Annotated in this window: 26 protein-coding genes; 7 read left to right on the plus strand and 19 right to left on the minus strand. The window is 45.8% G+C overall.

What is annotated here, in order from left to right; all coding sequences use genetic code 11:
- Positions 1 to 36: 36 nt before the first annotated feature.
- Positions 37 to 834 carry a beta-glucanase gene (gene bglS, locus AC6EJC_RS01005; protein ID WP_444952333.1) on the minus strand — a complete coding sequence of 266 codons (798 nt, stop codon included), beginning with the start codon at positions 832 to 834 and terminating at the stop codon, positions 37 to 39.
- Between the two features lie 270 nt (positions 835 to 1104).
- Here bglS and AC6EJC_RS01010 point away from each other — a divergent pair, with 270 nt between their 5' ends.
- Positions 1105 to 2646 carry a family 43 glycosylhydrolase gene (locus tag AC6EJC_RS01010; RefSeq protein WP_444952334.1) on the plus strand — a complete coding sequence of 514 codons (1542 nt, stop codon included), beginning with the start codon at positions 1105 to 1107 and terminating at the stop codon, positions 2644 to 2646.
- Positions 2647 to 2741: 95 nt separating this feature from the next.
- On the opposite strand, the gene AC6EJC_RS01015 is transcribed toward AC6EJC_RS01010, so the two are convergent.
- From AC6EJC_RS01015 to AC6EJC_RS01035, 5 genes are all read right to left on the minus strand, one after another.
- Positions 2742 to 3452, minus strand: coding sequence for a GntR family transcriptional regulator (locus AC6EJC_RS01015; RefSeq protein WP_444952335.1), 711 nt, complete (start codon positions 3450 to 3452; stop codon positions 2742 to 2744).
- A gap of 200 nt (positions 3453 to 3652) precedes the next feature.
- Entirely contained in the window at positions 3653 to 5062 is a 1410-nt protein-coding gene (locus tag AC6EJC_RS01020; protein WP_444952511.1) for a glycoside hydrolase family 1 protein, read from the minus strand.
- Positions 5063 to 5140: 78 nt separating this feature from the next.
- Positions 5141 to 6469, minus strand: a complete 1329-nt coding sequence (gene celB, locus AC6EJC_RS01025) for a PTS cellobiose transporter subunit IIC (protein ID WP_444952336.1) — start codon at positions 6467 to 6469, stop codon at positions 5141 to 5143.
- Between the two features lie 85 nt (positions 6470 to 6554).
- The gene (locus AC6EJC_RS01030) at positions 6555 to 6887 is read right to left on the minus strand and encodes a PTS sugar transporter subunit IIA (protein WP_444952337.1); all 333 of its coding nucleotides are present in this window, start codon (positions 6885 to 6887) and stop codon (positions 6555 to 6557) included.
- Positions 6880 to 7197, minus strand: a complete 318-nt coding sequence (locus AC6EJC_RS01035) for a PTS sugar transporter subunit IIB (protein WP_013312603.1) — start codon at positions 7195 to 7197, stop codon at positions 6880 to 6882. Before AC6EJC_RS01035 ends, AC6EJC_RS01030 begins: the two co-directional genes overlap by 8 nt.
- Before the next feature lie 447 nt (positions 7198 to 7644).
- Here AC6EJC_RS01035 and AC6EJC_RS01040 point away from each other — a divergent pair, with 447 nt between their 5' ends.
- A complete protein-coding gene (locus tag AC6EJC_RS01040) occupies positions 7645 to 8358 on the plus strand; it encodes an SAM-dependent methyltransferase (RefSeq protein WP_444952338.1) in 714 nt (237 codons plus the stop codon).
- Positions 8359 to 8596: 238 nt separating this feature from the next.
- Entirely contained in the window at positions 8597 to 9712 is a 1116-nt protein-coding gene (locus AC6EJC_RS01045) for a WG repeat-containing protein (RefSeq protein ID WP_444952339.1), read from the plus strand.
- Between the two features lie 75 nt (positions 9713 to 9787).
- Here AC6EJC_RS01045 and AC6EJC_RS01050 read toward each other — a convergent pair whose 3' ends face one another.
- Both AC6EJC_RS01050 and AC6EJC_RS01055 read right to left on the minus strand, forming a co-directional pair.
- On the minus strand, positions 9788 to 10225 hold the full coding sequence (locus AC6EJC_RS01050) for a hypothetical protein (protein ID WP_444952340.1): 438 nt from the start codon (positions 10223 to 10225) through the stop codon (positions 9788 to 9790).
- Between the two features lie 508 nt (positions 10226 to 10733).
- Positions 10734 to 11273, minus strand: a complete 540-nt coding sequence (locus AC6EJC_RS01055) for a hypothetical protein (RefSeq protein ID WP_444952341.1) — start codon at positions 11271 to 11273, stop codon at positions 10734 to 10736.
- Positions 11274 to 11732: 459 nt separating this feature from the next.
- Here AC6EJC_RS01055 and AC6EJC_RS01060 point away from each other — a divergent pair, with 459 nt between their 5' ends.
- A complete protein-coding gene (locus tag AC6EJC_RS01060) occupies positions 11733 to 11912 on the plus strand; it encodes an aspartyl-phosphate phosphatase Spo0E family protein (RefSeq protein WP_209947593.1) in 180 nt (59 codons plus the stop codon).
- Between the two features lie 609 nt (positions 11913 to 12521).
- Here AC6EJC_RS01060 and AC6EJC_RS01065 read toward each other — a convergent pair.
- From AC6EJC_RS01065 to AC6EJC_RS01075, 3 genes are read right to left on the minus strand one after another with little or no spacing between them, the layout of a single operon-like run.
- Positions 12522 to 12680 carry a hypothetical protein gene (locus AC6EJC_RS01065; protein ID WP_444952342.1) on the minus strand — a complete coding sequence of 53 codons (159 nt, stop codon included), beginning with the start codon at positions 12678 to 12680 and terminating at the stop codon, positions 12522 to 12524.
- A 9-nt stretch (positions 12681 to 12689) separates the two neighbouring features.
- A complete protein-coding gene (locus tag AC6EJC_RS01070) occupies positions 12690 to 13256 on the minus strand; it encodes a hypothetical protein (protein ID WP_444952343.1) in 567 nt (188 codons plus the stop codon).
- 13 nt (positions 13257 to 13269) lie between these two features.
- Complete coding sequence (locus AC6EJC_RS01075) at positions 13270 to 14856, minus strand: DUF4153 domain-containing protein (protein ID WP_444952344.1); 1587 nt, start codon at positions 14854 to 14856, stop codon at positions 13270 to 13272.
- Between the two features lie 147 nt (positions 14857 to 15003).
- Here AC6EJC_RS01075 and AC6EJC_RS01080 point away from each other — a divergent pair, with 147 nt between their 5' ends.
- A complete protein-coding gene (locus AC6EJC_RS01080) occupies positions 15004 to 16740 on the plus strand; it encodes an ABC transporter substrate-binding protein (protein WP_444952345.1) in 1737 nt (578 codons plus the stop codon).
- 209 nt (positions 16741 to 16949) lie between these two features.
- Here AC6EJC_RS01080 and AC6EJC_RS01085 read toward each other — a convergent pair whose 3' ends face one another.
- Complete coding sequence (locus AC6EJC_RS01085) at positions 16950 to 18350, minus strand: helix-turn-helix domain-containing protein (protein WP_444952346.1); 1401 nt, start codon at positions 18348 to 18350, stop codon at positions 16950 to 16952.
- Positions 18351 to 18563: 213 nt separating this feature from the next.
- Between AC6EJC_RS01085 and AC6EJC_RS01090 the strand changes: the two genes are divergently transcribed.
- Positions 18564 to 18809: a DUF6953 family protein gene (locus AC6EJC_RS01090; protein WP_444952347.1), complete on the plus strand. Its 246-nt coding sequence runs from the start codon at positions 18564 to 18566 to the stop codon at positions 18807 to 18809.
- Between the two features lie 42 nt (positions 18810 to 18851).
- On the opposite strand, the gene AC6EJC_RS01095 is transcribed toward AC6EJC_RS01090, so the two are convergent.
- The gene (locus tag AC6EJC_RS01095; RefSeq protein WP_444952348.1) at positions 18852 to 19811 is read right to left on the minus strand and encodes a helix-turn-helix transcriptional regulator; all 960 of its coding nucleotides are present in this window, start codon (positions 19809 to 19811) and stop codon (positions 18852 to 18854) included.
- A gap of 112 nt (positions 19812 to 19923) precedes the next feature.
- Between AC6EJC_RS01095 and AC6EJC_RS01100 the strand changes: the two genes are divergently transcribed.
- Complete coding sequence (locus AC6EJC_RS01100) at positions 19924 to 20871, plus strand: Gfo/Idh/MocA family protein (protein WP_444952349.1); 948 nt, start codon at positions 19924 to 19926, stop codon at positions 20869 to 20871.
- A 57-nt stretch (positions 20872 to 20928) separates the two neighbouring features.
- On the opposite strand, the gene AC6EJC_RS01105 is transcribed toward AC6EJC_RS01100, so the two are convergent.
- The 6 genes from AC6EJC_RS01105 to AC6EJC_RS01130 form a co-directional block, all read right to left on the minus strand.
- A complete protein-coding gene (locus AC6EJC_RS01105) occupies positions 20929 to 21945 on the minus strand; it encodes an asparaginase (RefSeq protein WP_444952350.1) in 1017 nt (338 codons plus the stop codon).
- Positions 21946 to 22177: 232 nt separating this feature from the next.
- The gene (locus AC6EJC_RS01110) at positions 22178 to 22945 is read right to left on the minus strand and encodes an amino acid ABC transporter ATP-binding protein (protein ID WP_444952351.1); all 768 of its coding nucleotides are present in this window, start codon (positions 22943 to 22945) and stop codon (positions 22178 to 22180) included.
- A 4-nt stretch (positions 22946 to 22949) separates the two neighbouring features.
- Positions 22950 to 23666, minus strand: coding sequence for an amino acid ABC transporter permease (locus AC6EJC_RS01115; protein WP_103047182.1), 717 nt, complete (start codon positions 23664 to 23666; stop codon positions 22950 to 22952).
- A 29-nt stretch (positions 23667 to 23695) separates the two neighbouring features.
- Positions 23696 to 24505: a transporter substrate-binding domain-containing protein gene (locus AC6EJC_RS01120; RefSeq protein WP_444952352.1), complete on the minus strand. Its 810-nt coding sequence runs from the start codon at positions 24503 to 24505 to the stop codon at positions 23696 to 23698.
- A gap of 139 nt (positions 24506 to 24644) precedes the next feature.
- The gene (nikE, locus tag AC6EJC_RS01125; protein ID WP_444952353.1) at positions 24645 to 25454 is read right to left on the minus strand and encodes a nickel import ATP-binding protein NikE; all 810 of its coding nucleotides are present in this window, start codon (positions 25452 to 25454) and stop codon (positions 24645 to 24647) included.
- A gap of 38 nt (positions 25455 to 25492) precedes the next feature.
- The gene (locus tag AC6EJC_RS01130; protein ID WP_444952354.1) at positions 25493 to 26317 is read right to left on the minus strand and encodes an ABC transporter ATP-binding protein; all 825 of its coding nucleotides are present in this window, start codon (positions 26315 to 26317) and stop codon (positions 25493 to 25495) included.
- Positions 26318 to 26323: the final 6 nt, after the last annotated feature.

The raw sequence follows: 26323 nt of genomic DNA on the forward strand, positions 1-26323 counted from the left end.
TAGCCAGTGCGGTTTATGAAGACTGACCCGTACCTGTTAAGATGCGGGTGTGAATTTTATCCAGTCGTAATAAGCTCGTAGCGGTGTGCCCGTGTAATTAAATGAACCTGTCCACTCCAAATTTTTGCCCGCGCCGGGCCACAGGTTAACCATAACTTGTCCTGGTTGCGATGGCAGTTCCCCACGGGAACCATTCTCCGTATGCACTAGTTTACCATCCACATACCATCGGATGGCCGATGGTGACCATTCGAACGCATAATCATGATAAGCGGCTGAAGCATCAAATCCAAGATCAAGCACCGTTTCATGAGAGCCGACTCCGTTCGTATAATAATTCATTTGGAGTTTAGTCGTATCCTTCCCAAGAATCTCGATATCAATTTCATCATTGCGTTGCGGTTTATTAGGATCCTTCTCCCGGTTCGTATAAGTGAATAAAGAAGTAACGAGTCCGCGCGCCTTGGCTACTTTTAACCTTCCTTCGACCCGGCCATACCCGTAGGTATTATTTGTTGCGTATTCACCGGAGACAAAAGGTTTCCCTTCGCAGCTGCCGGGGCAACCTGCTGTATCGATTCTGAGCGCCATCTTACCGGAGTTAAACTCAATGTGATCCGCCCTCCATTCAGCCCCAAAGTCATCTCCATTGTTCCATCCATCAGACTTGTACCACAGTGCACTATTATAACTGTTGAGGTTGTCCGTAAACCCTGCAGCGGCAGGTGCATTTGCTGAAGCAAATGCAGGTTGCGGTAATGCGATCACCGTTAACATTGCAGCAGCTACCTTAATCGCTTTCCAACTGGCAATATGATCTCGAATCGTTTTCAAATTCTTTTCACCTCGCTGATAGATTTATGGGGCGTCTGAAACAATATTCTTTTCCATTATATGGGACTTTTTATCGATTTTCAAATATCTTTATACCTATTTTGTATGTAGTGATCAGATTTGTTCTTTCTCCTAACAACAGTTTCACCATTCTAAATACTTCAATTTATTCCACTTGTAAACGCTTCCAATTAGGATAAAATCGAAGATGAGGTGCCGGACAAGCCGTTTCGGCCCATCCTATCCGTGATAAAGGAGGCAGATGATATCGTGAAGTGGATCAACAGCAGCAATTGGTTAGCCGCATGGATTTGTATCCTATTCGCAGTGGCCGGTGCGGGTCTTCAACCCGATGCAGTACATGCCAATACAACAGGCGTGACGCAAGCAACCTACGGGACCGAGGTGAACCAAGCGCTGAATGGTTTGGACGACGCCAATGCAGAACGTTCTCTGAACGCAACAGTAAGCACAGCCATTACCAACGGAACGGATTGGAAAGACACCGCAGGTAACCCGATTCAGGCGAACAGCGGCAATATCTTAAAAGTAGGCTCCACCTATTATTGGTACGGCGAGCATGCTGAGAACTGGAAATTTGAAAAAGTGAACGTATATACCTCAACCGATCTAAAAAATTGGTCCTTCCGCAGCAGTATTCTCACCAAAGATTCCGCCCCTGAGCTGAATTCGAGCAAAATCGAGCGTCCCAAAGTCATTTACAACAAAACCACCGGAAAATATGTATTATGGGCGCACTATGAAAATGGCACGGACTACTCACTCGGTCGCGTAGCTGTCGCTACCAGCGATACACCTGACGGAAATTTTGCCTACCAAGGCAGCTTCCGCCCGCTGAATTACGAGTCCCGTGATATGACAGTGTTCACAGATACCGACGGTAGCGGCTACCTCATTACCGCTTCCCGTAAGAATGGCGGTGCCAACGATACGATGGCGATCTTCAAGCTGACAGCCGATTATACCGGCGTGCAGTCGTTCGTTGGCTGGATTTTTGAAAATGGCTATCGTGAAGCTCCTGCTGTTGTGAAAAAGAACAACACCTACTACCTGTTCACCTCGCAGGCATCCGGCTGGTATCCTAATCAGGGCGCTTACGCAACCGCCAGCTCCATGACTGGAAGCTGGTCTGCTTTGTCACCCTTCGGTGATCCAGCGGCTTACGGCTCGCAAATCCACTCCATCGCCACGATTACAGGCAGCGCAGGAACCAGCTACATCTATATGGGAGACCGCTGGAACCCGCTCAATCTGAGCGACCACAAATTCATCTGGTTGCCACTGACCCTGAATGACTCCAATAAAACGGCAACCCTGAACTGGTATAGTAGTTGGGATCTGGATGCTGCGACGGGCACGGTAATCTTGCCATCTCTTGTGAATCACGCGCAAGGCAAAACAGCGACTGCTAGCTCAGCCGCATCCAGTTCTCCAGCTTCACTGGCGAACGACGGAAACACCCAAACCTCATGGAAGACTGCCTCCGCATCCTGGCCTGCTTGGTGGCAGGTCGATCTGGGCACTACCAAGACAATCAGCGAAGTGGATATTTCATGGTTTATGTACAAAGGATCTGAGGCGTATTACAAATATAAAATTGAATACAGCACGGATGGAGTTAACTACTCCACGATTGACCGCACAGGTAATACCACGTATGGTTTTACCAGCGACAAAGTCAATTTTCAAGCCCGCTACGTGCGAATCAATCTTGTAAATGCGGTGCTATTTAATAATCCAAACAACTGGTATACCCCGACGGTGCATGAAGTAAGATTGCTTGGCAATTAACTCGTTTCATTAAAAAGAACATGGCAGGAGAGCACCCACATAAGATAGGCTTCTTCTGCCATGTTTGCTTTACCATCCGCTTCGTACTCACTCGCTCAACGCATCCGATTCACTGTGGTAAACACAAATTTATCGTACCGATGCCGCGAGAATGAGTATTCAAATGGTATACCCGTATCCAGATAACCCACCTGCTCAATTTCCAAGATTGGATCATCCGCTGCACAATCCAAGTGCTCCCGATCCAGTTCTATCGACTTGGAAGCGCGGATTGTACGATGCGAACCGACAATATTAAGGCCCAACTCCTCCTTAATATGTTTGTACACTGAGCCGTACAGCACCTGCTCGGTAATACCACTAATTAGCTTCGTGGGCATATACGTGCGCTCGATAACATAAGGCTCGCCCTCCACAATGCGCAGACGGATCACATGATATACAGGAGAATTGGCATCAATAAATAGATGAGCCGCTACTTCCTCAGATGGAAATTGAACGTCAAAGGCGATAATCTTATTTTTAATTTCTTTCCCGCGCAGTACGTTGGTTAGCCCCAACATTTCATTCACGACGACGTTAACAGGACCATTGTGGACCGATTTGACGATAAAGGTTCCGTGTCCTCTTTTACGATTCAACAATCCTTCCATCACCAGCGTATCTAATGCCCTCTTGATTGTCATCCGGCTCACCTGAAACTCACTTGCCAGCGAGATTTCATCAGGAATCGGATCATCACCGCTATAGGTTTTATCCATAATCCGCTGTTTAACTTCTCGTGCAATCCGCTCGTATTTGTTCATCTGTCTACCACCTGTACTAAAAATTGTTTTATGTCAGCATTTTACCAAAACATCGGTAGCGCTGGTTCTTTTTGTTCTGCAGGCGGGACGTTAAGGTATTAGGTATAAGTAAGTATACCGAACATTATACTTTCTCACCAGCGGCGTACAGCACAGCTCTCGACGGTGATGAAGAAAAAAAGGCGGTCCAGAGGACCACCTTAGAATCCGTTATTTTCGATCACCTGTTTGAACCAGTGCCCGCTCTGTTTAACGGATCTTTTGCCGCCGTCCTGAAGATCGACAGACACAAAACCGTAGCGATTCTTATAAGCGTTCGTCCAGGACCAGTTGTCCATAAACGTCCATAGGTGATAGCCTTTCACATTGGAGCCCTCTGAGATGGCCCGTTGAACCCATTTTAGATGCTCACGGATAAAATCAATGCGATAGTCATCGTGGATCATACCCTGTTCATCCCTGAATTTTTCCTCACCTTGAACGCCCATCCCGTTTTCTGAAATGAAACATTCAATGTTGCCATAATTTTGTCTGACATTGGTCAAAATGTCGTAAATCCCCTTCTCATAAATCTCCCAGCCCCGCATCTCATTCATCTTGCGACCAGGCATGACGTAATAATCGAAGAAACGTTCCGGTACAAAAGGCGCGTCCGGGTTCGGCAGACTTTCGCGGGCCTTGACTCTGCGCGGCTGATAATAATTAATACCCAGCAGGTCAACCGTACCCTTGCGTATAATCTCCCGATCTTCTTCTTTCGTTAATGGTAAAAATCCTTCTTGGCGTAACAGATCCACGAGCAAAGGATTGAATTCTCCCGTCACAGATGGGTCTAAAAAGGAACGGTTAAAGAACGCATCGCATATTTCAGCAGCCTGCACGTCTGCCGGATGCTGACTACGCGGATAAGTCGGCGTCAGGTTCAAAATAATTCCGATTTTGCCCTTATAGCCTCCCTCTCTGTAAGCCTTAATGGCACTGGCGCTCGATAACAGGGTATGATATCCCACCTGTACAGCTTTACCGAAATCCACTTCATTCGGATAGTGGAAATCGTACAGATAGCCGCCTTCCACCGGGACAATAGGCTCGTTATGCGTAAACCATTTAGCTACACGATCCCCGAATAACTCAAAGCAAGTGTTAGCGTAATCCACGTAAGCTTCGACCGTCTCCCGGTTCACCCAGCCTCCATTTTCCTGCAGAGCCATTGGTAAATCAAAATGATATAGATTCACAAACGGCTCAATACCCGCCTGATGCAACTCTTCAATGACGGCAGTATAGAATTGAACTGCCTGCTGGTTCATTGCACCTTTCCCTGCCGGAAACAGACGTGACCAGGAAATAGAGAACCGGAAAGAGTTGTGACCAAGCTCTTTCATAAGTGCAATATCCTCTTTGTAACGGGTATAAAAACGGGACGTATCGGCTGGACCGACACCGTCATAGAAACGGTTCGGCTCCTGCTCAAACCAATAATCCCAAATGTTCGGTCCTTTGCCGTCTCCTTCCACAGTTCCTTCTGTTTGGGTAGCCGAAGCTGAGGAACCCCACCAGAAGTCGGACGGAAAACGGTATTGAATGGTTTGCTGCTCTATATCTTTCATTTCGGTATGATTCACAGCTCTCTACTCCTCTCTCTTTTGCAAAGAATAAGCCGCTAATCTAGTAGCTGCTCATTCACATTACATTCCAATAGTTTGATCCTTACCCGCAATGGCTGCTTGGCTAAGCTCCTCTTCCTGCTCTTTACGCACATTTATCCGGTCAATAATTTTCAGGAACGGGAACCAGATGACAAAGACGACAGCCATATTAAATAGTTGCAGCACGCCACCCATCAGGGAGCCCGTAGCCATCATTCCACTAAAGAACAACGGCATCGTCCAAGGAACCTGTATCCCGTTTGGCGGCGGCACAATCCCGGCGGACATCGCAAAGTAAGTAATCAGCGTAACGATCATTGGAGAAATGACCCATGGGACAAAAATAAGCGGATTCATCACAATCGGCAAACCGAATATGACGGGCTCATTGACATTAAACAGACCCGGTCCAAGGGCCAGCTTACTGACCTGCTTCAATTGCTTGCTCTTAAGGAAGAACAGAATCGAGAGTACCACGGCCAGTGTCATACCTGTACCACCGATACCTACTGTATAAATATCTACAAACTGCTTGGTGATAATATGTGGCAGTTCCAATCCTTTGGAGTACGCTTCATAGTTTTCAAGTGCCAGCGTATTCCAGATCGGGTCCATGACCGAGTTGATGATAATTTGACCATGAAGCCCAAAGAACCATAAGAGCTGAACAAAGAAAATAGCAATCAGTGTAGGTATAATGCCACTGCCCAAATGCACCAGCGGTGCCTGTACGGCATGATAGATCAAATCATGCAGGTTATTATGAAGGGTCAGTGTAACCACAACGTTGATGATCAAGAATATGCCCAATGTGATACACGCCGGAAGCAAAGCTGCAAACGATTTGGCAACTGCCGGCGGAACGCCTGGGGGCATTTTAATGACAAAATTCCGCTGCGTCACCTTTCGGTATATCTCAGCCGCAATAAAAGCGACGATCATACCGAGGAACATGCCTTTGGCCCCGATCCGATCAACCGGAATGACACCAGCAATCGTGGCACCGCTTTCTTGTGTCAGCACAAACGGGGTGAGCATCAAGAAACTGGCCAACGCAATCATGCCGCCGAATATGGGCTCGACCTTATAACTTCGAGATAGGTAATAGCCAATCCCGACGACCACAAATAAGGTCATGATGTTCAGTGTGGCATTAGGCGCAATATTCAGCAGACTGTTAAAAGTCGTATAATTGCCGTCGCCCATCCACCCTTTTAGAAACGGCAGATTGATAATAACAACGATAATGGAGCCAAAAACCGTTAATGGAAATGACAACATAAATGCATCACGCAGTACAGTAAGATAGCGGTTGTTGTTCAGTTTACCGGCAATAGGTATCAGTATCCGGCTTAATTTTTCAAACAAAGCCTATTCCTCCCCGCGAAGTGACTTGCATCAATTAGGGTTGCAAGCTTTTCATGTCCCAATTTTCACAAACTTACATGTTCCGTTATAAATTTCTGGATTTGAACAGCTCCAGCAACTCTTGAACCAGATCCTTCATGGTAACCGTGGACATCAGATGATCCTCAGCATGCATCAGAAGGAGCGAGAAAGGAGTTTGGGTCCCTCCCGCTTCCTTCTTAACCATTTGAAAATGGATATCATGCGCAGCGCGTAAATCCTGCTTGGCTTGTTTGAGCATTTCGTCCGCACCTTCTACATTCTCATTCCGGTATTCGCTCAGCGCCTGAATCACTTTACTGCGAGCGCTTCCACTATGAAGAATAAGTTGGAAACTAATTTGCTCTTCCGTCAGATCAGCTATGTTGACTTTATCCATTTTTACGTTCCACCAGCTTCACTGCCTGCTCATAGGCTTTCTTACCGTCAACCATTCCGTATGCCATCATGTCAATCACTTCTACATGAATACCATATTGGGCTGCTTCCTTTTCCAGTTGCCCTTTAAGAAAACTCATTTGCGGGCCAATCAATACCGCGTCAGCCTTAGCCATGTCTTCTGCCGCCTGATCTTGACCTACTGCCCAAATTTCAGCCTCGTCTCCAATGGACTTGGCATAATCCTGCATCTTGGTAACCAGCAAACTTGTAGACATACCTGAGCTGCACGCCAGTAAAATTTTCTTCATGATTATTCCTTCCCTTCAAGGTCTGATTGGATGTTAACTACTAGAAAACGTTTACAGCGTAATTATAAATCCGCTTTTTAAATTTGTCTATACATTTAATTTATATGTATAGACTTTTTTTAAAATGACACTACTTCTTCATTTTTTTTCTTGAAAATTAACGTGTTTATCTCTTTTCTTTAATCTCTCAATCACAATGGAGTTTCACAAAAGTAGAAAAGTATATATTTTGTCCTTTCATATGCGGAACGGATGTCATATAGACGAGGAATACAAGCAATTGTATGATTAGCGGAAATAACTGGATACATAACCTAACTACATTCTTCGATATGGAGGTTCTACCCATTGATATGTTATCCGATTCTGTCATATGGTAACATGAGCTTACGGAGTCAAGCTTAAGAGCGCCCCTCCGTAGCCAAAGAATAGCTGAGGTGAGAAGAGATGAGTAGAGCCGAGAAGAGTCAAAGTAAAACCAAGCAAGAGTTGGACCGGGTCGTGTTCATCGGCCGCACGTTTGAGGAGTACGTACAAATGTTCAATTTGCACATTCCTGAACTTGCAGGCAAGAAGATTTTGGACTGTCCTGCGGGAGCATGTTCATTTACCGCTCATGGCACGAAGGTCTCACTGGATATCACCGCAAGTGATATAGCCTATGATCACAAGATTGATGATCTGAAACGCAAAGGCCTGCTGGATATCGAGCATGCTATGGAAACGATGGAGCGTGCAAAAGCCAATTATGTCTGGGACTATTATGGGGATGTGCAAGGGCTTAGCGAGCATCGCTATCAAGCACTCCAGGATTGCACCCAGGATATGAGGAAGCATTCGGAACGCTACGTTGCTGCGGTACTGCCAGAGTTGCCCTTTGGGGATGAACAGTTTAATATCGTGCTGTCTGCCCATTTTCTGTTTATGTATAGTGATCGACTTGATTATGAATTTCATAAAAAGACGATACAAGAACTGCTGCGAGTCGCTTCAGAGGAAGTACGTATTTTTCCCCTGACCGATTTAACGGGCACTCGTTACGATCTGCTGGATCCTTTGATTCTTGAGCTGGAGGCAGAAGGCTTACAGGTGACGGAGGTCAAGGTGCCGTATGAGTTTATGCGTAACGGCAACTCGCTGTTGAGCATCCGAAAGATATAGCTGCAAATTAGATATGAAAGGGAGCAAGCTGTTAGCTTGCTCCCTTTCTGGTTATTGAGATGAGAATAGCAAGCGTCATACTTGGAAGCAGGGCTTTCATGCGCTGAAAAATAGAAAAATTTAGAATATCAAGAAACATTCCTACATTTTTATCGTCTATATTATGGAAAACCCTACGTATGAGGGCAAGATTCTTCGAAGCCCGAAGTTAAAAATCAACTCACAAAGGAGCTTGTGCATGTTAAAAAAGTTAGGATTAGCTGCATTGATTCTGGTTACTAGCCTCTCCGTTATTGGAACAGGTTGGGCCGCATCCAGCACAACAACCATTGAAGTTTCCAAAACTGCTCTGGATTACAACGTTGCTCGCCCCCTAAGTGACGGTGCTTTTCATGATGGCTTATTAGCCGCTGAAACATCCGCTGGAAACCTCGTGTTTTACAATACCAAAGGAGAAAAAGCTTTCTCTCTTCCCGCCGAGCTTAAACCCATTGGTGATTTTCATGAGCAGCGAGCTGTAGTCAAAAATACAAAAACCAATCTCTATGGATACATTAATACCAAAGGGACATTGGTTATTCCTTGCCAATATACCGAAGCTAATTCGTTTAGCGAAGGAAAATCCAAGGTCACAACAGCCGCCACCAAAGAAAATGCAATTATTGACCGTACAGGAAAAACCCTTACTCAGTTCAAAGAAAACTATGGATCAGAATATCTATTTACGGATGGTCTGGCGCTTGCCTACGCCCCTAACACAGGCAAGATCGGTTTTGTGAATGCCTCTGGTCAACTAGCGATTCCTTATAGATACAAATACAGTCGTGGTTTCTCGGATGGCTTGGCTATTGTTCAGAATAGCAAAGGGCTATACGGGTATATCAATACTGCAGGGAAAGAAGTCATTCCTCCTCAATATAAATCCGGTGGAGACTTCTCGGAAGGATTGGCTCCGGCTCAAAATACCAAGGGAAAATGGGGATTCATCAATAAACAGGGAAAAGTCGTGATTCCCTTTAAATTTACGGATGCCCAGGATTTTAGTGAAGGCCTAGCGAGTGTGAAAAATGCAAAAAACGAAGTCGGATTTATTAATAAAAGTGGAGCACTGGTCATCAAATATCAACAAAAATATGATGTTACCTCTCCGTTCAAAGAAGGTTTTGCTTTAGTGGGTAAACAAGTAAATTCATCAGTCTCAGACGGCAAATTCGGTTACATCAATCGTCAAGGGCAACTGCTGACTAAACTTGAGTACAGAGCGGAATCCTCCTCCTTCTCCAATGGCTATGCTGTTGCTTTTATCAAACCAGGCAAAGCGTTCATTGTATCTAAGCATTCCGTTTCAAAATAAAAAAACGACCCTGGAAGCAGGTCGAATGGATCTGCTTCCAGGGCCAATAGATTGTATTGTATTTCCTTTAATTAATCAGTCGTGTGTGTAGAATTTCACTCCAGGTAAATCTGCTGCCACCCACGAGTAGTTAATGGTATTACTGTTGTAATTTTTTGTCCCCGCTTGTGCAATTTGTACCTCTTTTAAAATTGTGATCGATGACCCCTTCGGTCTGACAACGACGACATGACCATGCCCTTCCGCTTTTTTGATCCCGATCGTAGGATACCCGAGATTTGCTCTTTTTTGAGCATCCTGAAAAGTTACAGAGTACCATCCCTCCGTCTTGTTACCGGATAAAGCTTCAGCCATTTGATTGGCTAAGCCACTTGGTAAGTCAGCCGACATAGCCGACATCACATCTTGAGCAAAAATATTACACTTTGTTCCACCTACCGGTGAATACTTTTTGTTCGTTTCTACCTTAAAACTGTCAATTACAGATGCGTAAGTACTTGCACTTCTAGCCATTGAAATTCCCCCTGAATATAAGTTGTAGAGGAAATGATGGAGTCGCTTGAACATCTGAATGGCTCCACATTCAATCGATGTTAGCCTCAATTCCCTCTCAACTATTAGGGTGATTTCCGGCTTACTTTAACAACGTAATACCACAGAAAATTAACATCATTTCTATTTTTCCTATTAAAAACTCCATCCACAGCGATAGTCTACTTGTCGGAGCTTCATTAAGGGTGCATGCTGATCAGAGTTGAAAAATTGCTCAATGTTTGTTCTCGAACTGTACAAACACGAATCTTTGGGCTTCCAGTCTTCATCACCTAGACAAGTGAATGTCATATATCAACAAATCATTTATAGTACTAGAAGTTGTATTCTGTGCAATTGTGGGCAGCTTAACTTCTTTACTTTTAAAATCCTGGCTTACAGATATAGTTGCAAACGTAAAAACAAGTACCAGCAGAAGTATAATTGTCATTCTTTTATTTAAGAATTTCAATACGACACCCTCACTTCGTTATTTTTTATAAATCACTTTACCTTGACCATCTCGAATATCTACTTCAGTTGGTTTAAAACGTGTATCAGAACTATCACTTATGAAGATGTATGCTGTTTCTTTAACATTCATTTTTTTTGTCTGTGTACGCTGATTTGGAAAGGTAATAGATATAGTTTTTCCATACATAAAAATTTCCTCACTGTTAATAAAAAGCGCCAAATACGGAGAGCCACTTTTGCGTCCAATGGTTTGCACTACCTGCTTTATATCTTCCTGAATCTCTAATTCTCTTACAAATTCCTCTTGTCCATTTACTATAGTTAACATTCCGACTCCGATACGCTTATGATCTTTGTAAGCTATTAGAGAAAATGGCTTGTCTACATTATTTACTATTTTGTAGTTTAGTAGCTCAAACTCTTCTTTGCCTGAAACTTTTTTAATTACATCCTCATTAGTGGCGGTATATTTATCTCTTGTGAAGTAATTTGAAACTGCAACAATGAGAACTATACTGATTAGAATAAAAATAAGTTTCCATTTGTCTTTAAGCATTTTTGCCTCCCTAATATCTAAATTCGAAGTGCAAGATGTAGATTTCTATTTATGTAATATATCAACTTATTTATCCATATTATAGTGAAAAAACTCATATTATCATTAAATAGAATATTATACATATACAATATAAACCAAATAAAATCCCATATTTCTAATGCATTATCATTTGTTGATACCCATTCATTTACCTTGCTTTACGCTTGAAATGGTAGGAATCTTATAATGTTGGAATCTGTACAGATTTCAAGTTTCAAAACAGTATTAATTTCTTTAGAAATATTCACAAAAAAACTTTATGAGAGCATAATTCCTTTTTACATTGACTTTATCAATCAAATAATCATAGTTAGACGAACCGTTTTTTATTTTTTTGGAAAAAATATTCCTCATGCACTTTCACTTTTCCCATAAATACACATGGCATCCTAAGTATCACCTAAGGAGAGGTGTATGATGGGAAGTGAAGAAACTTTGCAACAACGATTGGAGAAAAATCGACAGCGGCTCTATGATTTGCAAGCGAAATATGGACTAGAGCACATCTATGTACTCCGACAATCTATGGTCTTGGACGAGCTGATTAATCAATATAATCGGATATACTATGCAAAACTAAAAAAGCCGATTGCTTAAAGGCAATCGACCGGGCGAGAAACTTGTGGTGGGTCACTCGCCCTTTTATTTAACATACATGCCAAATAATCCGATTGCCATCTTTATCGTTTATTTTTGAGTTCATTCATACAGCAAATACAGATCCAAGCATTTCTTAAAGTATGTAAGGTCCTGAAGTTCGCTACATAAAGTGCAAACTTCCCCCGTGCATTGTCGCATGATCAAACCACTCTCCGTCATCCAAAATTCCATGGCTGTATGCTTGCCAATCCCAAGACGCTTCCTTATATCTACGGGGATGACAATCCGACCTAAGCTATCCAAGTCCCTGACCAATCGTACGCGATCCAAAAGAAAACCTCCTTATTTCAAAAATATCAGTAGATCAAAAATAGGCATAAATGCTTTGAATAAGGAAATATTTATCAAAACATGGTGTGAACTGGAAAAAACGCTTCATTCGACATGGAGAAAATAAAACGCCTTGCCAGGAAAGAAGTTCCCCAGCAAAGCGCATTCGTTACTCGAATCTGATCTGACTCGGTTGTTGATCATTTTCTAAAATGATAGTGACTTCCTTCTTTACCAAAAATGGTTCCTTACCTCATCTATCAAATACTTCTCTCGTTAATCATCACTTAGCTGAAGGCTTTCTTCACTGATTACGGTTGGAACGATAAGTTCAGGAGTAACCGTATGTTTAGTTAGTGTAAGATAGTCCCCAACCCCCACCATCAGAGCGATCCCGATAAATAGCACGATCCAATTACGATTCTTTTTCATCATCTATACCTCTCATTCTTCACTCCGCCCGTTCAGCCACTTGAACCAATGGAGCAGATGACTGAATCGGTATTCATGCTGCGAAGCGTACGTCCATACTTCCGGCTCTTCACCGGGCTCCTTCCAGACGAGCATGGAAAAGTGACCTTCTTCCTCGCTCGCAACCGACAGCAGCGAAAGACGATCATCTCCGAATCGGTATGGAGCCGATTCCACCCAGTAATTCCGCATATCGCTGATCCAGCTGCGGAACTGCTCTGTACCTGCGATCCGCAGGACTTCATCAGGGAGGAGCAGATGCTCGTTGATGTCCTTCCAATCCCCCGCATATCGGTACCGCGCTGCCAGCATTGGACTAAGCGGCCGGGTTTTACCCAGGGCCAACGTAGGCATACAGGCGACGGGAACGACCGGACCGATACTCTGGATAGCATAAGACTGGCATTCCTCCTCACTCATTCCGTAAGACATAGCCTCTACGAGAAAATCGTTCCGTCTTATACCAAACTGATGCTGATACTGTGCCATTTCATCCTGTAGCTCCAACACCATACCCTGTACTGCATCTATTCCGATCATTCCCAAACACCTCTCATTCCAAAATATAGTCTTGCAGCTCCCGTTGCGCTCGATACTTAGCCCAATTGAATTCAGGCCAAGCCGATTCTTCTCTCGTCATGCTCGTCAAACGGGCTTGTAAAAACTCATCTAGTGATCCATGTTCCTTACGACTAAAGTCAATCAGTAGCGGAATTGCGTCCGCCGACAGCTCACTCAAATATTCCTTATCTATCACCGATGTCGTGCGATACCGTTCGAGATTGTTTTCAGCAATCCGTATATCAATGCCCACATAGTTCACGACGACATAGGCGACCAGAGCGAGTACAATATAATATTTCGCCAACGGCAGTTGGCGGAAATGAATGCGCATTGCTGCAATAAGCAGTAGCAAGCCCAGAAAAATCATAAACGCGTGTACCAAATAGCGGGTGTACGTATAGCCGTATGCTTCTTCGTACATAACCAGCCGAGTATATCCCGAGTACAGCATCACACCCGAACAACCCACGAGTATGTACAGCAGGCCGCTGTTCATTTTTTGCACTATACCTGATCCAAATTCAGTCCACTTCAAAACACTGATCATCAGCACAAAGTTGATACCAGTTACCATAACCAGCTCCCCGAATCCTCTTCTCGCATATTCGGCATACGAGGTCCCTTCGGGCAGAGCACCTTCCCATGCACTAAACAAATATCCGAACTGCAACACGACGAACACAACATACACCAGATTCATGACAATCAGCACCGTAGCGGTAATTACAGGATCAAACTTGATCGCGACCGGCTCGTGGTAAGGCACCGTTGGTCGGTCAATCATCACTGAAGAGTGACCATCATGCTCGGTGGTTGGGCCATTCGTGCGCTCATCTAACCCGTGCCATGATTGGGTCTCTCTCTGCGTATTACGCGGAGCAGGCTGTACAAATCCCCACAAATAACAGAAGAAACAGAAGGTGAAAAAGCAGGTCCAGATCAGCCGCAGCATGCCATTCCCAAAGGACAGCGTTCCGATCCATTCGGGTACTCCAGCTAACAACTTTTCGAACATCCCATCCGCCGAAGCCAGCAAAGATATGATAATGAACAGTAGCGGCAAGGCAATAAGCAAACCGATCATCACTTTGCCCAATACACGCTTACGCTCATCCTTTACATTCCGAAGGGCTACTGTCTTGACCATCCGAAAGGGGGTCACGATATGACGAAAGTTTTGATAAAACCAATGGCTTAACGCCTGACCAATAATACCGGGTTCTGACCAGCCATGCCTTTTCTCCCCAAACAGCAGCACCATATGTACACTAATCAGAGCAGGTATAGCCAGCGCATTTAACACATATAAAACCGGATTATTGAACAGCGCATATGTCAATGCCAGCATGATAATGATGACAAACAGCAAACGCCCTATCCATGATCTGGGCTGGAAACGATCTCGATTAAAGGAATACATATAGGCGTAAAACACAATGACAAAAATAGGCATGGACACGCCCAGCCCATGTCCGTAAAACAGATATTGATGAACCAGCGCCAACACAATGGCGGCAGCAAAGGCGGACAAAAACGACGTTTTCGGCAAAGACGCTCCATTCATCTTGTCATGCATGGTAAATACCTCCACAAATATGCTTTATAACCCTTATTGTAGATGATAAAATAAGAAGATAAAGAGAAATTAATTGAAACAAAATTTCCTATTTTATAGTAGTGACCACTTTTTTGATCAAGTATAGGGGAAACGGAGCAACCATAAATGAAACTTCACGCCCAATTTTTACGGCTTCACTCACACGCAGCTGACGACAGGGACGAGAACCATACCATAGAGACTACGCTGGATGAGCTGGCGGCTATCTTTGACTGCACCCACCGCAACGCCTTGATGATCATTCAGAAAATGGAGCAGCACGACTGGATACAATGGACTCCCCGCCGAGGCCGAGGTCGCCGCTCCAGCCTGCGCTTCCTCATTCAGCCGGAAGACATTGCCGTGCAATCCATGATGCAAGCCATAGACCGCCACGATATCAAACGCGCACTGGATGAAATCCGAGTTCATTCGCGCTCCTCCACCATGCAGGAGCATTTGCAAGGCTGGCTACTGAATTACTTCGGGCATCACGCAGAGGTGCGTAGTGATCAGCAGCAGATCGACACGCTGCGTCTGCCTATTCGCCAGCAGCTCTATACGCTGGACCCGTTGTACTTGAACTGGCTTGCCGAGTCCTTCGTATCCAGCCACGTCTTTGATGGGCTGGCCCGCCGGGCGAACGAAAGCGGCGAGATTTTGCCGGGACTGGCGCACGCTTGGGAGGTGGACGCCACTCGTACGCAGTGGACCTTTTTCCTGCGTAAAGAAGTGCTGTTTCATAACGGAAAAATACTGACCGCTGAAGACGTCGTCTATACCTTTGAACGACTAAGTCGGGCGCCGGGAAGGAGACTTTACCATTTTATCGTCCGGCAAATTCAGCACGTCCAGGCGTTAAGCCCGACGATGGTACGCTTCGAGCTTAAGGAGCCGAACGAGCTATTTCTATCCTTCCTGTGTACCAGTCGGGCTGCGATTGTGCCGCGTGAGCTAAATCAGGTGGGTGAAGCCGCCTTTGGCATCCGCCCTGTCGGTACAGGGGCATTCAAGGTCACGGAAATGAACGAAAGCCTGTGCACACTGGAGGCTTTCGCACCTTATTTTCAAGGCCGGGCTCATCTGGATCGAGTGGAAATCGTCCAACTCCCGTGGGCGACTAAGCTGGAATCGTCGGATACGGAAGACACCGCTTCTTCCTTTCACATTATCCATAATCCCGTATCGGCGGGAGACACGGATACCGCATGGAGCCAGATTCACTCGGCGGCTTCGGTACGCAAATTTATCACATGTAATACACACAAGGATGGACCGCTGCGCAACCCGGAAATACGTGCCCGAATTGTAGCATGTATGGATCATCGTCACCTTCCCCCAGCAGTAGATACATCTAACGATTCATATGAACCACTGGCGCCGTTGCAAATTGCCACCATTCCCGAGTACAGAGCGGATGCAGACCGGGTCGCAGCTCAGCTCGAATCCTGTGGGTATACCTGTAACATCGTGGCCGCATCCATGAATGAATTCAAAAGCTCATCTATCCGTATGGAGTCGGACTTAATCATCTTTTCTCTGTTTCGTGACCGTGATGAGCAATTGCGCCTGTTTGATCTGTATCTCAATGTGTCCGGCCATGTGGAGCCGCATAGCCGCGTGGATATCGAACGACTGCTGCGCGAAATTGCACGGGAAGCCGATCATACCGTCAGGGCGCAGCAATTTGAACATATCGAAACTCGGCTCATGGATGAGCACCAGCTGCATATTTTATATGAAAAGCCCGTTCAAACGGCCTATCTCCCCTCTGTACGTGGCGTATCTTTTAATAGCCAGGGCTGGGTGGATCTGCGTCATGTCTGGTTTCCACCTGCTGTACCTCCATCATCCAAGCCTTGAGCCAAGCGGTCCATTCAAACGGACGGCATGATCAAAAAAAGGTATCCTCTTTTCACAAGAGGATACCTTTTGGGTTACGACAATCCAGACCTTTTCAGGTAGATGTATCAAGGGATGAAAATGCCCATCCCCCCAACCCATGACTGTGGACGTCGCTAGGATCTTCCATAGGAGGGGTAACGGGTGAAAAATTCAATAGGATAAAAACATTAAATGCGAGCAGAGAAAAAACGATCTTTTTTATCATGGATGTACTCTACCTCTCCAAGTAAGTTTTTATATTCCTCTTTGTCCTGAGAAGTGGCAGTATGCCGATACTTTTCAAATAATCCTACACATTTGATTGTGACAGGATTACCATTAAGCACTACGGAATAGGAAAGGCTCTCCAGCAAAAATTTCATACCTTGGGTATAACGATCTTTGTTAAGATCATAACAAGCCATCTCTGCTAGAAATCGTGCATAGAGATCTGCTGACATTTGCTCCGTATAGGTGCCTACCTTGACATGCTGATCTGCAAATGCCTCAATTTGTTTTTCAAAGCGCTGCAGTACATGATCTACATTAAAATCATAACGGTTGGCCGCTACCATAATTTTATGTAGCCCCACCAGAATTTCGCCTTCGTTTTTTTCCAAATAATCTACATACTGTGGAATCACATCCAGGCTGCCGGACATCAACTGATATAAATACCCGTTGGCCTCAGCCCAGTTGCTACAAAGGGCCTTCAAACGCCGAGCTTCTTCCGTATCCTCTTGCACCCAGCTCAAATCAGAGTATAGGGATACATATTCCAGCGCCTTCTGATAATCCCCGCGCTCATCCCACACCCCGGCGCGCAGCACATAAGAGTATACAATATACATAAACAAAGGACCCTTGGGTTCCTTGCCACGCTCTGATCTTCTGGTATTTCCGTATTTTTGCTCGTATTGTACCTTGGCTTTTTGACCCATTTTTTCAGCTAACCATTCTACTTTATCCCAACGCCGCAAAGAGGCATAGGTATTAGCCAAGTCTCTCAAGGCATCCAGTTGGTCTGCTTCACCCAGTCGATCCACAAAGCTTTCAAAGTGTGTGACCGCCCATAAGTTTTCGTCCTGGTCATCACCAACGGCAATTGTAAACAACCGATACTGGCAAAGAGCCAGACGCTCGGAATGTTGGTATTTTTCGCTTTCCGAGACATTTTTATAGATAATCGCCGCTGCCTCGAACTTGCCCGCTTCAAATAATTCTTCTGCTGTCTCAAACAAAGCCGGGGCGTATATGAGATAGTCCATCATAAACTCCACGACTTGCTTAATACAATCCAGTTTGTTCAGGTCTGCACAGCGATGCAAAAAGGGACGAACCCGTCGCCAATTCGGTGCTGTATTCCGTATAAACTCATCAATGTATAACTCATAAAGGCTTCCTTCTTCAAGCTCCATGCCTGCCGCAATCCGATCCAACAGGAGCATCGCGATCGGCCGATTACCGTTAATAATGGCACTGATCGTTCCTGCATTAATACCTGTGTTCTCCCCAAACTTACTAATCGTAATTCCTTCTCGTCTAATGTACTGCTCCAGCTCTGCGCGAATTGTGGTTGTTTCCTTCAAATCAGGCACCCCCAGGGATTACTTGCATGATTACAATACAAAAAAAGAAAATTCCCGTGAATATTCCCTTAATTATACAAAAGAAAGCCCGCTTCGCCAACTGCCCAGGTGAATTTATTTCAATAATTTCAATAATTCTCCGATTTGCCGTATACTACGGGGAGGTAAACCGAACAGCTACACCCAATCGGTACGCAGGAAAGGATACGACAAATGGACAATACCCTTACAACTGAACAACAAATTGCACAATGGATGGTCGCGCAGATTCGTGAAGTGGGCACTCTAAAACAAGAAGATGCGATTGCATATGTACGCTCTACGTATGGAGAGCAGTATGTGTTTATAAGCGAGCATGGTCATGTATCTCTGGAAAAAGAAATCAAAAAAGCATTTCGCAAGCTTCATGGTGGTAGAATCGCCTGGGACCGTGACGGATTTCTCTGGGCCTGGACTTAACAAGCAAAAGCATCTGCCCTAGGCAGGTGTTTTTTTGATGATTTATCCATATATTTTCTGGAGTCGGTTTATTTCTTCCTTCACAAACTGTCGGAGTGTTGCAGGCTCCACGATTTCAACCCGTCCGATCCAATCCATAGCATCGCGACAGGCCGCTTCATAGCTATACATGTTGACCGTCAGAATGAAATGGCTTTCTTCCTGTACAGACTGGATGATTTCCAGTCTTTTCGCTATGATTCCAGCTTGCTTCTTATTCGTTCGGATCAGAACGGGATAGTATTCTTTCTCTGTACAAAGCTGCTTAAACGCGGTTCCTTGCCTCATCCAATGATGTTCCAGCGAAAAATTCACAGGAACCTCAAAGACTTCCGCAGACGGCTGGGCCTCCATAATGCGCTCACACTTAAAGGTCCGAATCTCCTGCCCAACTTCACAGAAGGCAATGAGATACCAATCTCCTTTTTTCACCACAAGTCCATAGGGATGTACATGACGAGAAGAACAGGCTCCGTCAGCTTTCTGATATTGAATGGTTATTTTATGGGACCCCCACACCGCAGCTCTTACGGCTTCAAGGGAAGGAATCGCTACACGCTCCGTCCACCACGGCGTATCATCAAAATAAAAGCGCGCTTTGGCTTTCCGAATATCGGACTGATACGGGTCCGGCATCGTCTGTTCCAGTTTGAGCAGAGCATTCTTTAACTTCATACCCGATTCCGTGGGCCCGCCCGTATAAATGCCCATCCCTGTTAAATACAACTGAATGACATCCCCGCCGTTCAACTGTTTCAGATTCGCCGTATAACCCTCCATTAAATAAATTCCGCCCTTCGGACCGGATGCAGTAACAATTGGAACCCCGGCTTCGGCCAGAAGGTCGATATCCCTGTAAATTGAGCGTACTGAGGTTTCCAGTGCCAACGCCAATTCCTTGGCCTTCATTCTCCCTCTAGATTCGATACATAATAAAATCGCGATTAAACGATGCAGTCTCACAATCATACCTCCACAATTGATGGTTAACCCGAACTGAAAAGATGATGAAAAGATTGTTGACACCCTGTTGGCAGTAATAGGTGTGTATCATAGAAGTAAAGGGGTGTAATGGATGATGAATATTGGAATTTTGGGGACGGGATTCGGAGCGTATCATGCCTCACTGTTAAACAACCATCCCAAGGTAAACAGAATCATTGTATTTGGAAGGAACGAAACCAAGCTGCAAAAGTTGAAAGAGGAGCTGAACGTAGAAGTCACACAAAATATAGAGGATATTCTGCTGGATCCGGACGTGGCTATCGTCGATCTATGCCTGCCCTCCCACCTGCATAGGTCATATGCCGTTGATGCGCTGAAGCACGGTAAGCATGTATTTTGTGAAACACCGGTTTGCTTTGATCTCGAAGACGCTCTTCTTATGCAACAGGCTGAGAAGCAATATGGCAAAAAAATTCTGGTCAATCAATTCATTAAGTTTGATCCTGCCTATACCTATCTGTACGAAGCTTACCGCCAACAGAAATACGGGAAGCTCATTTCCTTGTCCTTGAAAAGAGAAACGCCTCCCCTGTGGGGGGATCTTGGACTAAGCTCCATTCCTACTCAGTTCATGATTCATGAACTGGATTTATTCACCTGGCTATTAGGCCCCTGTGACCCATGCACAGTCTGGGGTACAGAGGTTGCCCATCCTGAACAGGCACAGGTTCGGGCTTACTTTCAGCATCGGGATACATTCACAGAAGTCCTCGCTTCATCCCATATGCCGGGAAGCTATCCATTCACGGTGGCCTATGAAGCTTATTTTGAAGAGGCAAAGCTGGTATTTCATGAAAGCGACGAAAACGATCTTATACCCACCGCTTTATATGAGTATACTGCATCAGGGCAGCAAAAAATCAACCTCGAATCTGCCAATCCATACGAAAAGAGTTTGGATCATGCACTTGAATGCTTTGGCGGACATTCGGAATGCCTGATTCCACTGGAATCAGCCTTACAAGCGCTGGAAATGGCTATTGAGATTAAAAACAGACTGGGGCAAGCTCGGCGTTAGCCCGGTATCCCTTCTTATGCCTGTTCTTGTTATCTCCTTATCTACGGAATCAGCTTCCTATAAGGAAGCTGTATCCGCAGGCAAGGAAACTTCGTCCGCGTAGTTCGTTGCCATAATCTTGGCTACCCCGGCCGGGTCGGTCGTCTGACCCAACGCCCACATCATTTTCGTCACAAGCGCTTCCGTTGTCATGTCATAGCCCGGAATAACACCCTTCTCCAGTACCTTCTGTCCCACCTCGTAAATCGTCAGATCCCCACCCTCATAAGGGCATTGAGTGGTTACGACAATACTCATACCGTCCTTCATCAGCTCCTCGATTTTGCTGATCAGGCTTCTTTCTTTAAAAGGCACGCCGCCCATACCAAAGCCCTCAATGACGATACCTTTATAGCCCAAGCTTTGAATGGCATCGAAAATCGCTGGATTCGTACCCGGAATCAGCCTGAGCAGAAATACTTCCGAGGCATACCCGTCATTGTATGGGTGACGAACGGTACCGCGATTTGCAAATACGCCCTCCGTATAGACCACTTGACCGTTCTCCACGAGGCCAATGTACGGATAGTTAATACTCTCAAAAGCGTTATAGCTGCGTGTTCTGATTTTCGAACTGCGGCTGCCGTTGATAATTTTGCCGTTAAACACGACAAAAACCCCGGCCACCTCGCCACATGCGGTCAGGAATGAGTCGATTACATTTTTTTTGGAATCGCTGTGCTCCGCCAAAATGGACACCTGTGAACCTGTCACAACGACGGGTTTGTCTACGGTTCCCAGCATGAAGCTCAAGGCTGAAGCCGTATAAGCCATCGTGTCCGTACCATGTGCAATGACGATACCGTCGTAGTGATCGAGGGAACGATGTACCATCCGGGCGATAGAAGCCCAATCCTCAGGTTGTGTATTTGTGCTATCAATGCTCATCAGATTATGGGCATCAATCTCGCAAATCTCCTTCAGCTCCGGAATTTCCGCCAAAATATTTTCAGCCGATTGGGTCGGTGTCAGGCCGTTTTCCTGATAGGAGGAAGAAATGGTCCCCCCGGTATTAATGAACAGAACCTTTTTCATGTGCCAATGTTCCTTCCCGATTACATCTTCACTTTATTGTTCTTAGAATTTATCATGAATAAGTGTGATAAGCTACTTTGCTATGGAAAAGAATTTTGGATATGAGAGGCCAAAAAAGCACGACAAACAAGCGCGGGCTTTCCTTCCTCCTGCGACTTGTCTAACGTGCCTTTTACTATTGGTGCAATAAGTCTACAGCGCTGCACATACCTATAAGCCATCCACTTACTTCTTATGGGGATACAGGCTGCTCCTGTGTCGCTCTCTGTACCAACGCTTTGCCCAGAAACTGCCGTGTTCGTTCTTCCTTCGGATTGGTGAAAAACTGCTCCACGGGTCCCTGCTCCACGATCACGCCATGCTCCATCAGCACAACCCGGTCCGCTACATCTCTTGCAAAACCAAGCTCATGCGTGACAATAATCATCGTATTGCCTTCACTCGCCACCTTTTGAATTACGGACAGCACTTCATCCACCAGTTCAGGATCGAGTGAGGACGTCGGTTCGTCGAACAACAACACCTGCGGATTCAGCGCCAAAGCGCGGGCAATCGCAACACGCTGCTGTTGTCCACCCGAAAGCTGGGCAGGATAATACGTCATACGATCCTTTAACCCGACCTTTTCCAAAATACCTTCACTGATTTCCCTCGCCTGCTTGCGATCCAGCTTTTTTACACTGGTCAGGCCGATCATCACATTATGGAGTGCATTCAAGTTTTTAAACAGTTGATATTGCTGAAATACCATTGCCGTTGCCATACGCAGTCCGAGAATGTCTTTTTTCCCCGCCTTGGTCGCATCTACCTTTACGCCATCAATTTCAATGATACCGCTGGTCGGCTGCTCCAAAAAATTAATGCTGCGCAGCAGCGTGGACTTCCCCGATCCGCTTGGTCCCAAGATCACCACGACTTCTCCCTTGCCTACCGTCAGGTCTATGCCCTTCAACACGTGATGCTGACCAAAATGCTTATGAATTTGATGAAGTTGAATCATACCCTTACTCACTTCTTTCGTAAATTCGAATACGCTTCTCCAGCACGACAAGCCCGCGTTCAATAATGATGCACACCAGCCAGTAAATCAGAGATACCGCAACATATACCTCAAAAAAAGCCAACGCCCGCGCGCCCATAATTTTGGCCTGTCCCATCATATCGACAACACCAATCATAAAAATAAAGGACGTATCCTTCACCGTACTGATCAGCGTGTTCCCCAAATTGGGCAAAGCCACCGTTAGCGCCTGTGGCAATACAATTTTGAGCATAATCTGTGTTTGGCTCATCCCAATGGAATTGGCAGCCTCAAATTGTCCCCGATCGACTGAATGAATCGCCGCCCGGAACGTCTCCGACAGATATCCCCCGAGGTTCAACGAAAATGACAGCAACGCGAACAGCTCCGGCGGAATTACGTAGACATTGAATTGCTGTAAGAAACCATATTCACTCTGAAAATAATACAAAAACTTGGGTATTCCGTAATATACGAGAAACAGCTGTACAATAAGCGGTGTTCCCCGAATGTACGAAACATACAACGTAGACAATGGCGCTAAGACAGGCACCTTGTATATCCGGATTAAGGCCGTAGCTAACCCGATGATCGCACCCAGCAGCATGGAGACAAACGCAATCCATAATGTAACGGGAAGATACTCCACGATCTGGGGAAGGCTTCTCAGCATATAATCAAGATCAAACAGCTTTTCCATAGGAACCCCACTTTACCCTTTACATTTTGTTACTGAGGAATAAATTCTCCGCCTGTCCATTGTTCAGACAGCTTTTTCAGTGTCCCATCCGTTTTCAGCTCTTTAATGATCGGGTCAATTTTAGCTTTCAGCTCTTCGCCCTGCTTATCCTTTTTGAACACCAGATGCATACTGTCCGTCTGCACAGGCTCGCCTACAGCTTCTACCTGTAGGCCTTCCTTCTTAATCGTAGCCGCTGTCATGACTGGATCATTCACGTAAGCGTCCACCCGACCATTTTGCACGTCCTGAAGGTTGTCGGCTGAAGTGCCTGTATCATTGTATTTCAAAATGATCTTGTTGCCGTTCTTTGCATTGTACTGCTCCAATAATTGAGTATACGAATCGCCTACGGAAGCCGCCACCTTCTTGCCCTCCAGATCCTTAAGGGAATGAATGTCCGTTCTACCTTTCTTCACAACAATGACAGATTGTGCCTGAAAGTAGGATTCATCAGAGAATAAGTATTTTTGCTCACGCTCCGGATTCTTGGCTATTTGGTCAGCGATAACCTGAATTTTATTCGACTCAAGCGCCAGGAAAATTCCTTCCCAGCCCGAAGGTACAAATTCAAACTTATACCCGTCTAGCTTCTTGTCGATCTCCTTGATGACGTCCACATCATATCCGGTCAGTTCGTTTTTATCATTCACAAAAGCAAACGGCGGGTAGTCATTTTGTGTGCCGACATAGATTACCTTATCCCCCGATGCCGCTTCCTTTGAGGAACATCCACTCAAGGCACCCGTTAATAACACAAGAGATAAGCCAATCGCTGCTACCAAAGCAGATTTCTTCATATGTGACATCCCCTTTTAATATCCAAGTAATTTACTATGATTTTATATTATAACGGGTTATTCAAATAATACAACAAGTAAATTTCATTTCGATTATTTATCCATATGTTGCACAAAAAAGGACCCTTGCGGGTCCGCGTCATCCATGAAGCGGAAAACGGTCTGCTGGATGTTCCGGCAAAATGGAAGAGATCAATCGTTGTACACCCGGATGAGCAGATTCAAAAATCTGATCCTTCTCGTCACAGCGCTCGATCAATCTCCCCTGCTCCATCACAGCAATGCCATCGCAGACGGCGTAAGCCGCCCGAATATCATGCGTGATGAACAGATATGACAATCCAAACGAAGATTTCAGTTCTCCCAACAGGGATAAAATGTGCATCTGGTGAACCATATCCAAGCTGCTGACGGACTCATCCAGCACGATCAGCTTTGGTTTGAGCGCAATCGCCCGTGCAATGTTGATCCGCTGCAATTGTCCGCCACTGAATTGATGCGGATATTTATTCCGATCCTCCGGCTTGAGGCCGACTCGTTCCAGCAGGTTTTGGACCGTTCTTTTTTGTTCCTGCACCGATAACCGTTCGTAATTGTCCAAAGGCTCCCCGATAATCTGCCCGGCGGTCATTCGGGGGTTCACAGCAGAGTAGCAGTCCTGAAATACGACTTGCATATCCCGTCGCAGTCCCCTGCGGACTCGGGGACTTTCATTATAAATATCCTGCCCCTGGAACAGCACCTGACCCTCCTGCGGCTTCTCCAGCCCCAGAATGACCTTACCCAGCGTGCTTTTCCCCGCTCCGCTGGTTCCAAGCAACCCCAGGCAAAATCCGCTCTCTATGGTAAGCGACACGTCAGTAAGAACAGGGGGGCGTGGTTCGGAGCGGCCCAGCCATTTGCGCCTTCCATAGCTATGAGTTACTTCCTTCACTTGTAGCATGCGCATTCGCTCCCCTTTTGAAAGTGTAACCGTCCAACAGGCGACTAACCGCCTACCTGATTTATGCCCCGAAGGGACAGCTTGGGTCTAGCATTCAGCAGCATTTTCGTATATTCATGCTGCGGCTGGTCAAACAACTGATGAACCTCCGCCTGCTCAACGATACGTCCCCGCTGCATGACTGTCACTTCATCCGCCAATTGGGAAATGACGCCCAGATCATGCGAAATCAGCAAAATGGACGTGTCGTATTCCGTACGCAAGCGATCCAGCTCTCTTAGCACCTGTAGCTGATTAACGACATCGAGCGCCGTCGTTGGTTCATCCGCAATAACGACCGCTGGCTGCAGGCACATGGAAATGGCGATCATGACCCGTTGCAGCATCCCGCCGCTCAACTGAAACGAATAACGCTTCATCAGCTTCGCTGGGTCGGGCAGATTCATGTTTTCCAATGCCGATATGGCAAGATCACGGGCCTGTCGTTTGGTTAATCCGGTGTGCGTGCGGACCGTTTCCATAAACTGAGCTCCGATCGTATACACTGGCGTAAAGGCACTCATCGGATTTTGCATAATAAACGCGATTTCCTTGCCTCGAATTCGCCGCATCTCCTCGGCCGCCATTCCGTTCAGTTCACGCCCGTTCAGACGGACACTACCTTCCACGTCCATCGTCTGGCGATCCAGCAATTGGAGCAACGCGTTACAGGTCACCGTTTTGCCGCTTCCACTCTCGCCGACAAGACCCAGTACCTGTCCCTTTTTCAGTTCAAAATGAGTTGGCTCCAGCAGAGATACCGCCCCAGCATCGGTTTTGAGCTTCACCTGTAAGCCGCTGACCTCCAGCACCTTCGCCCTGTCGTCCATCGTTGT

It is taken from the genome of Paenibacillus sp. TY11 (assembly GCF_059772165.1).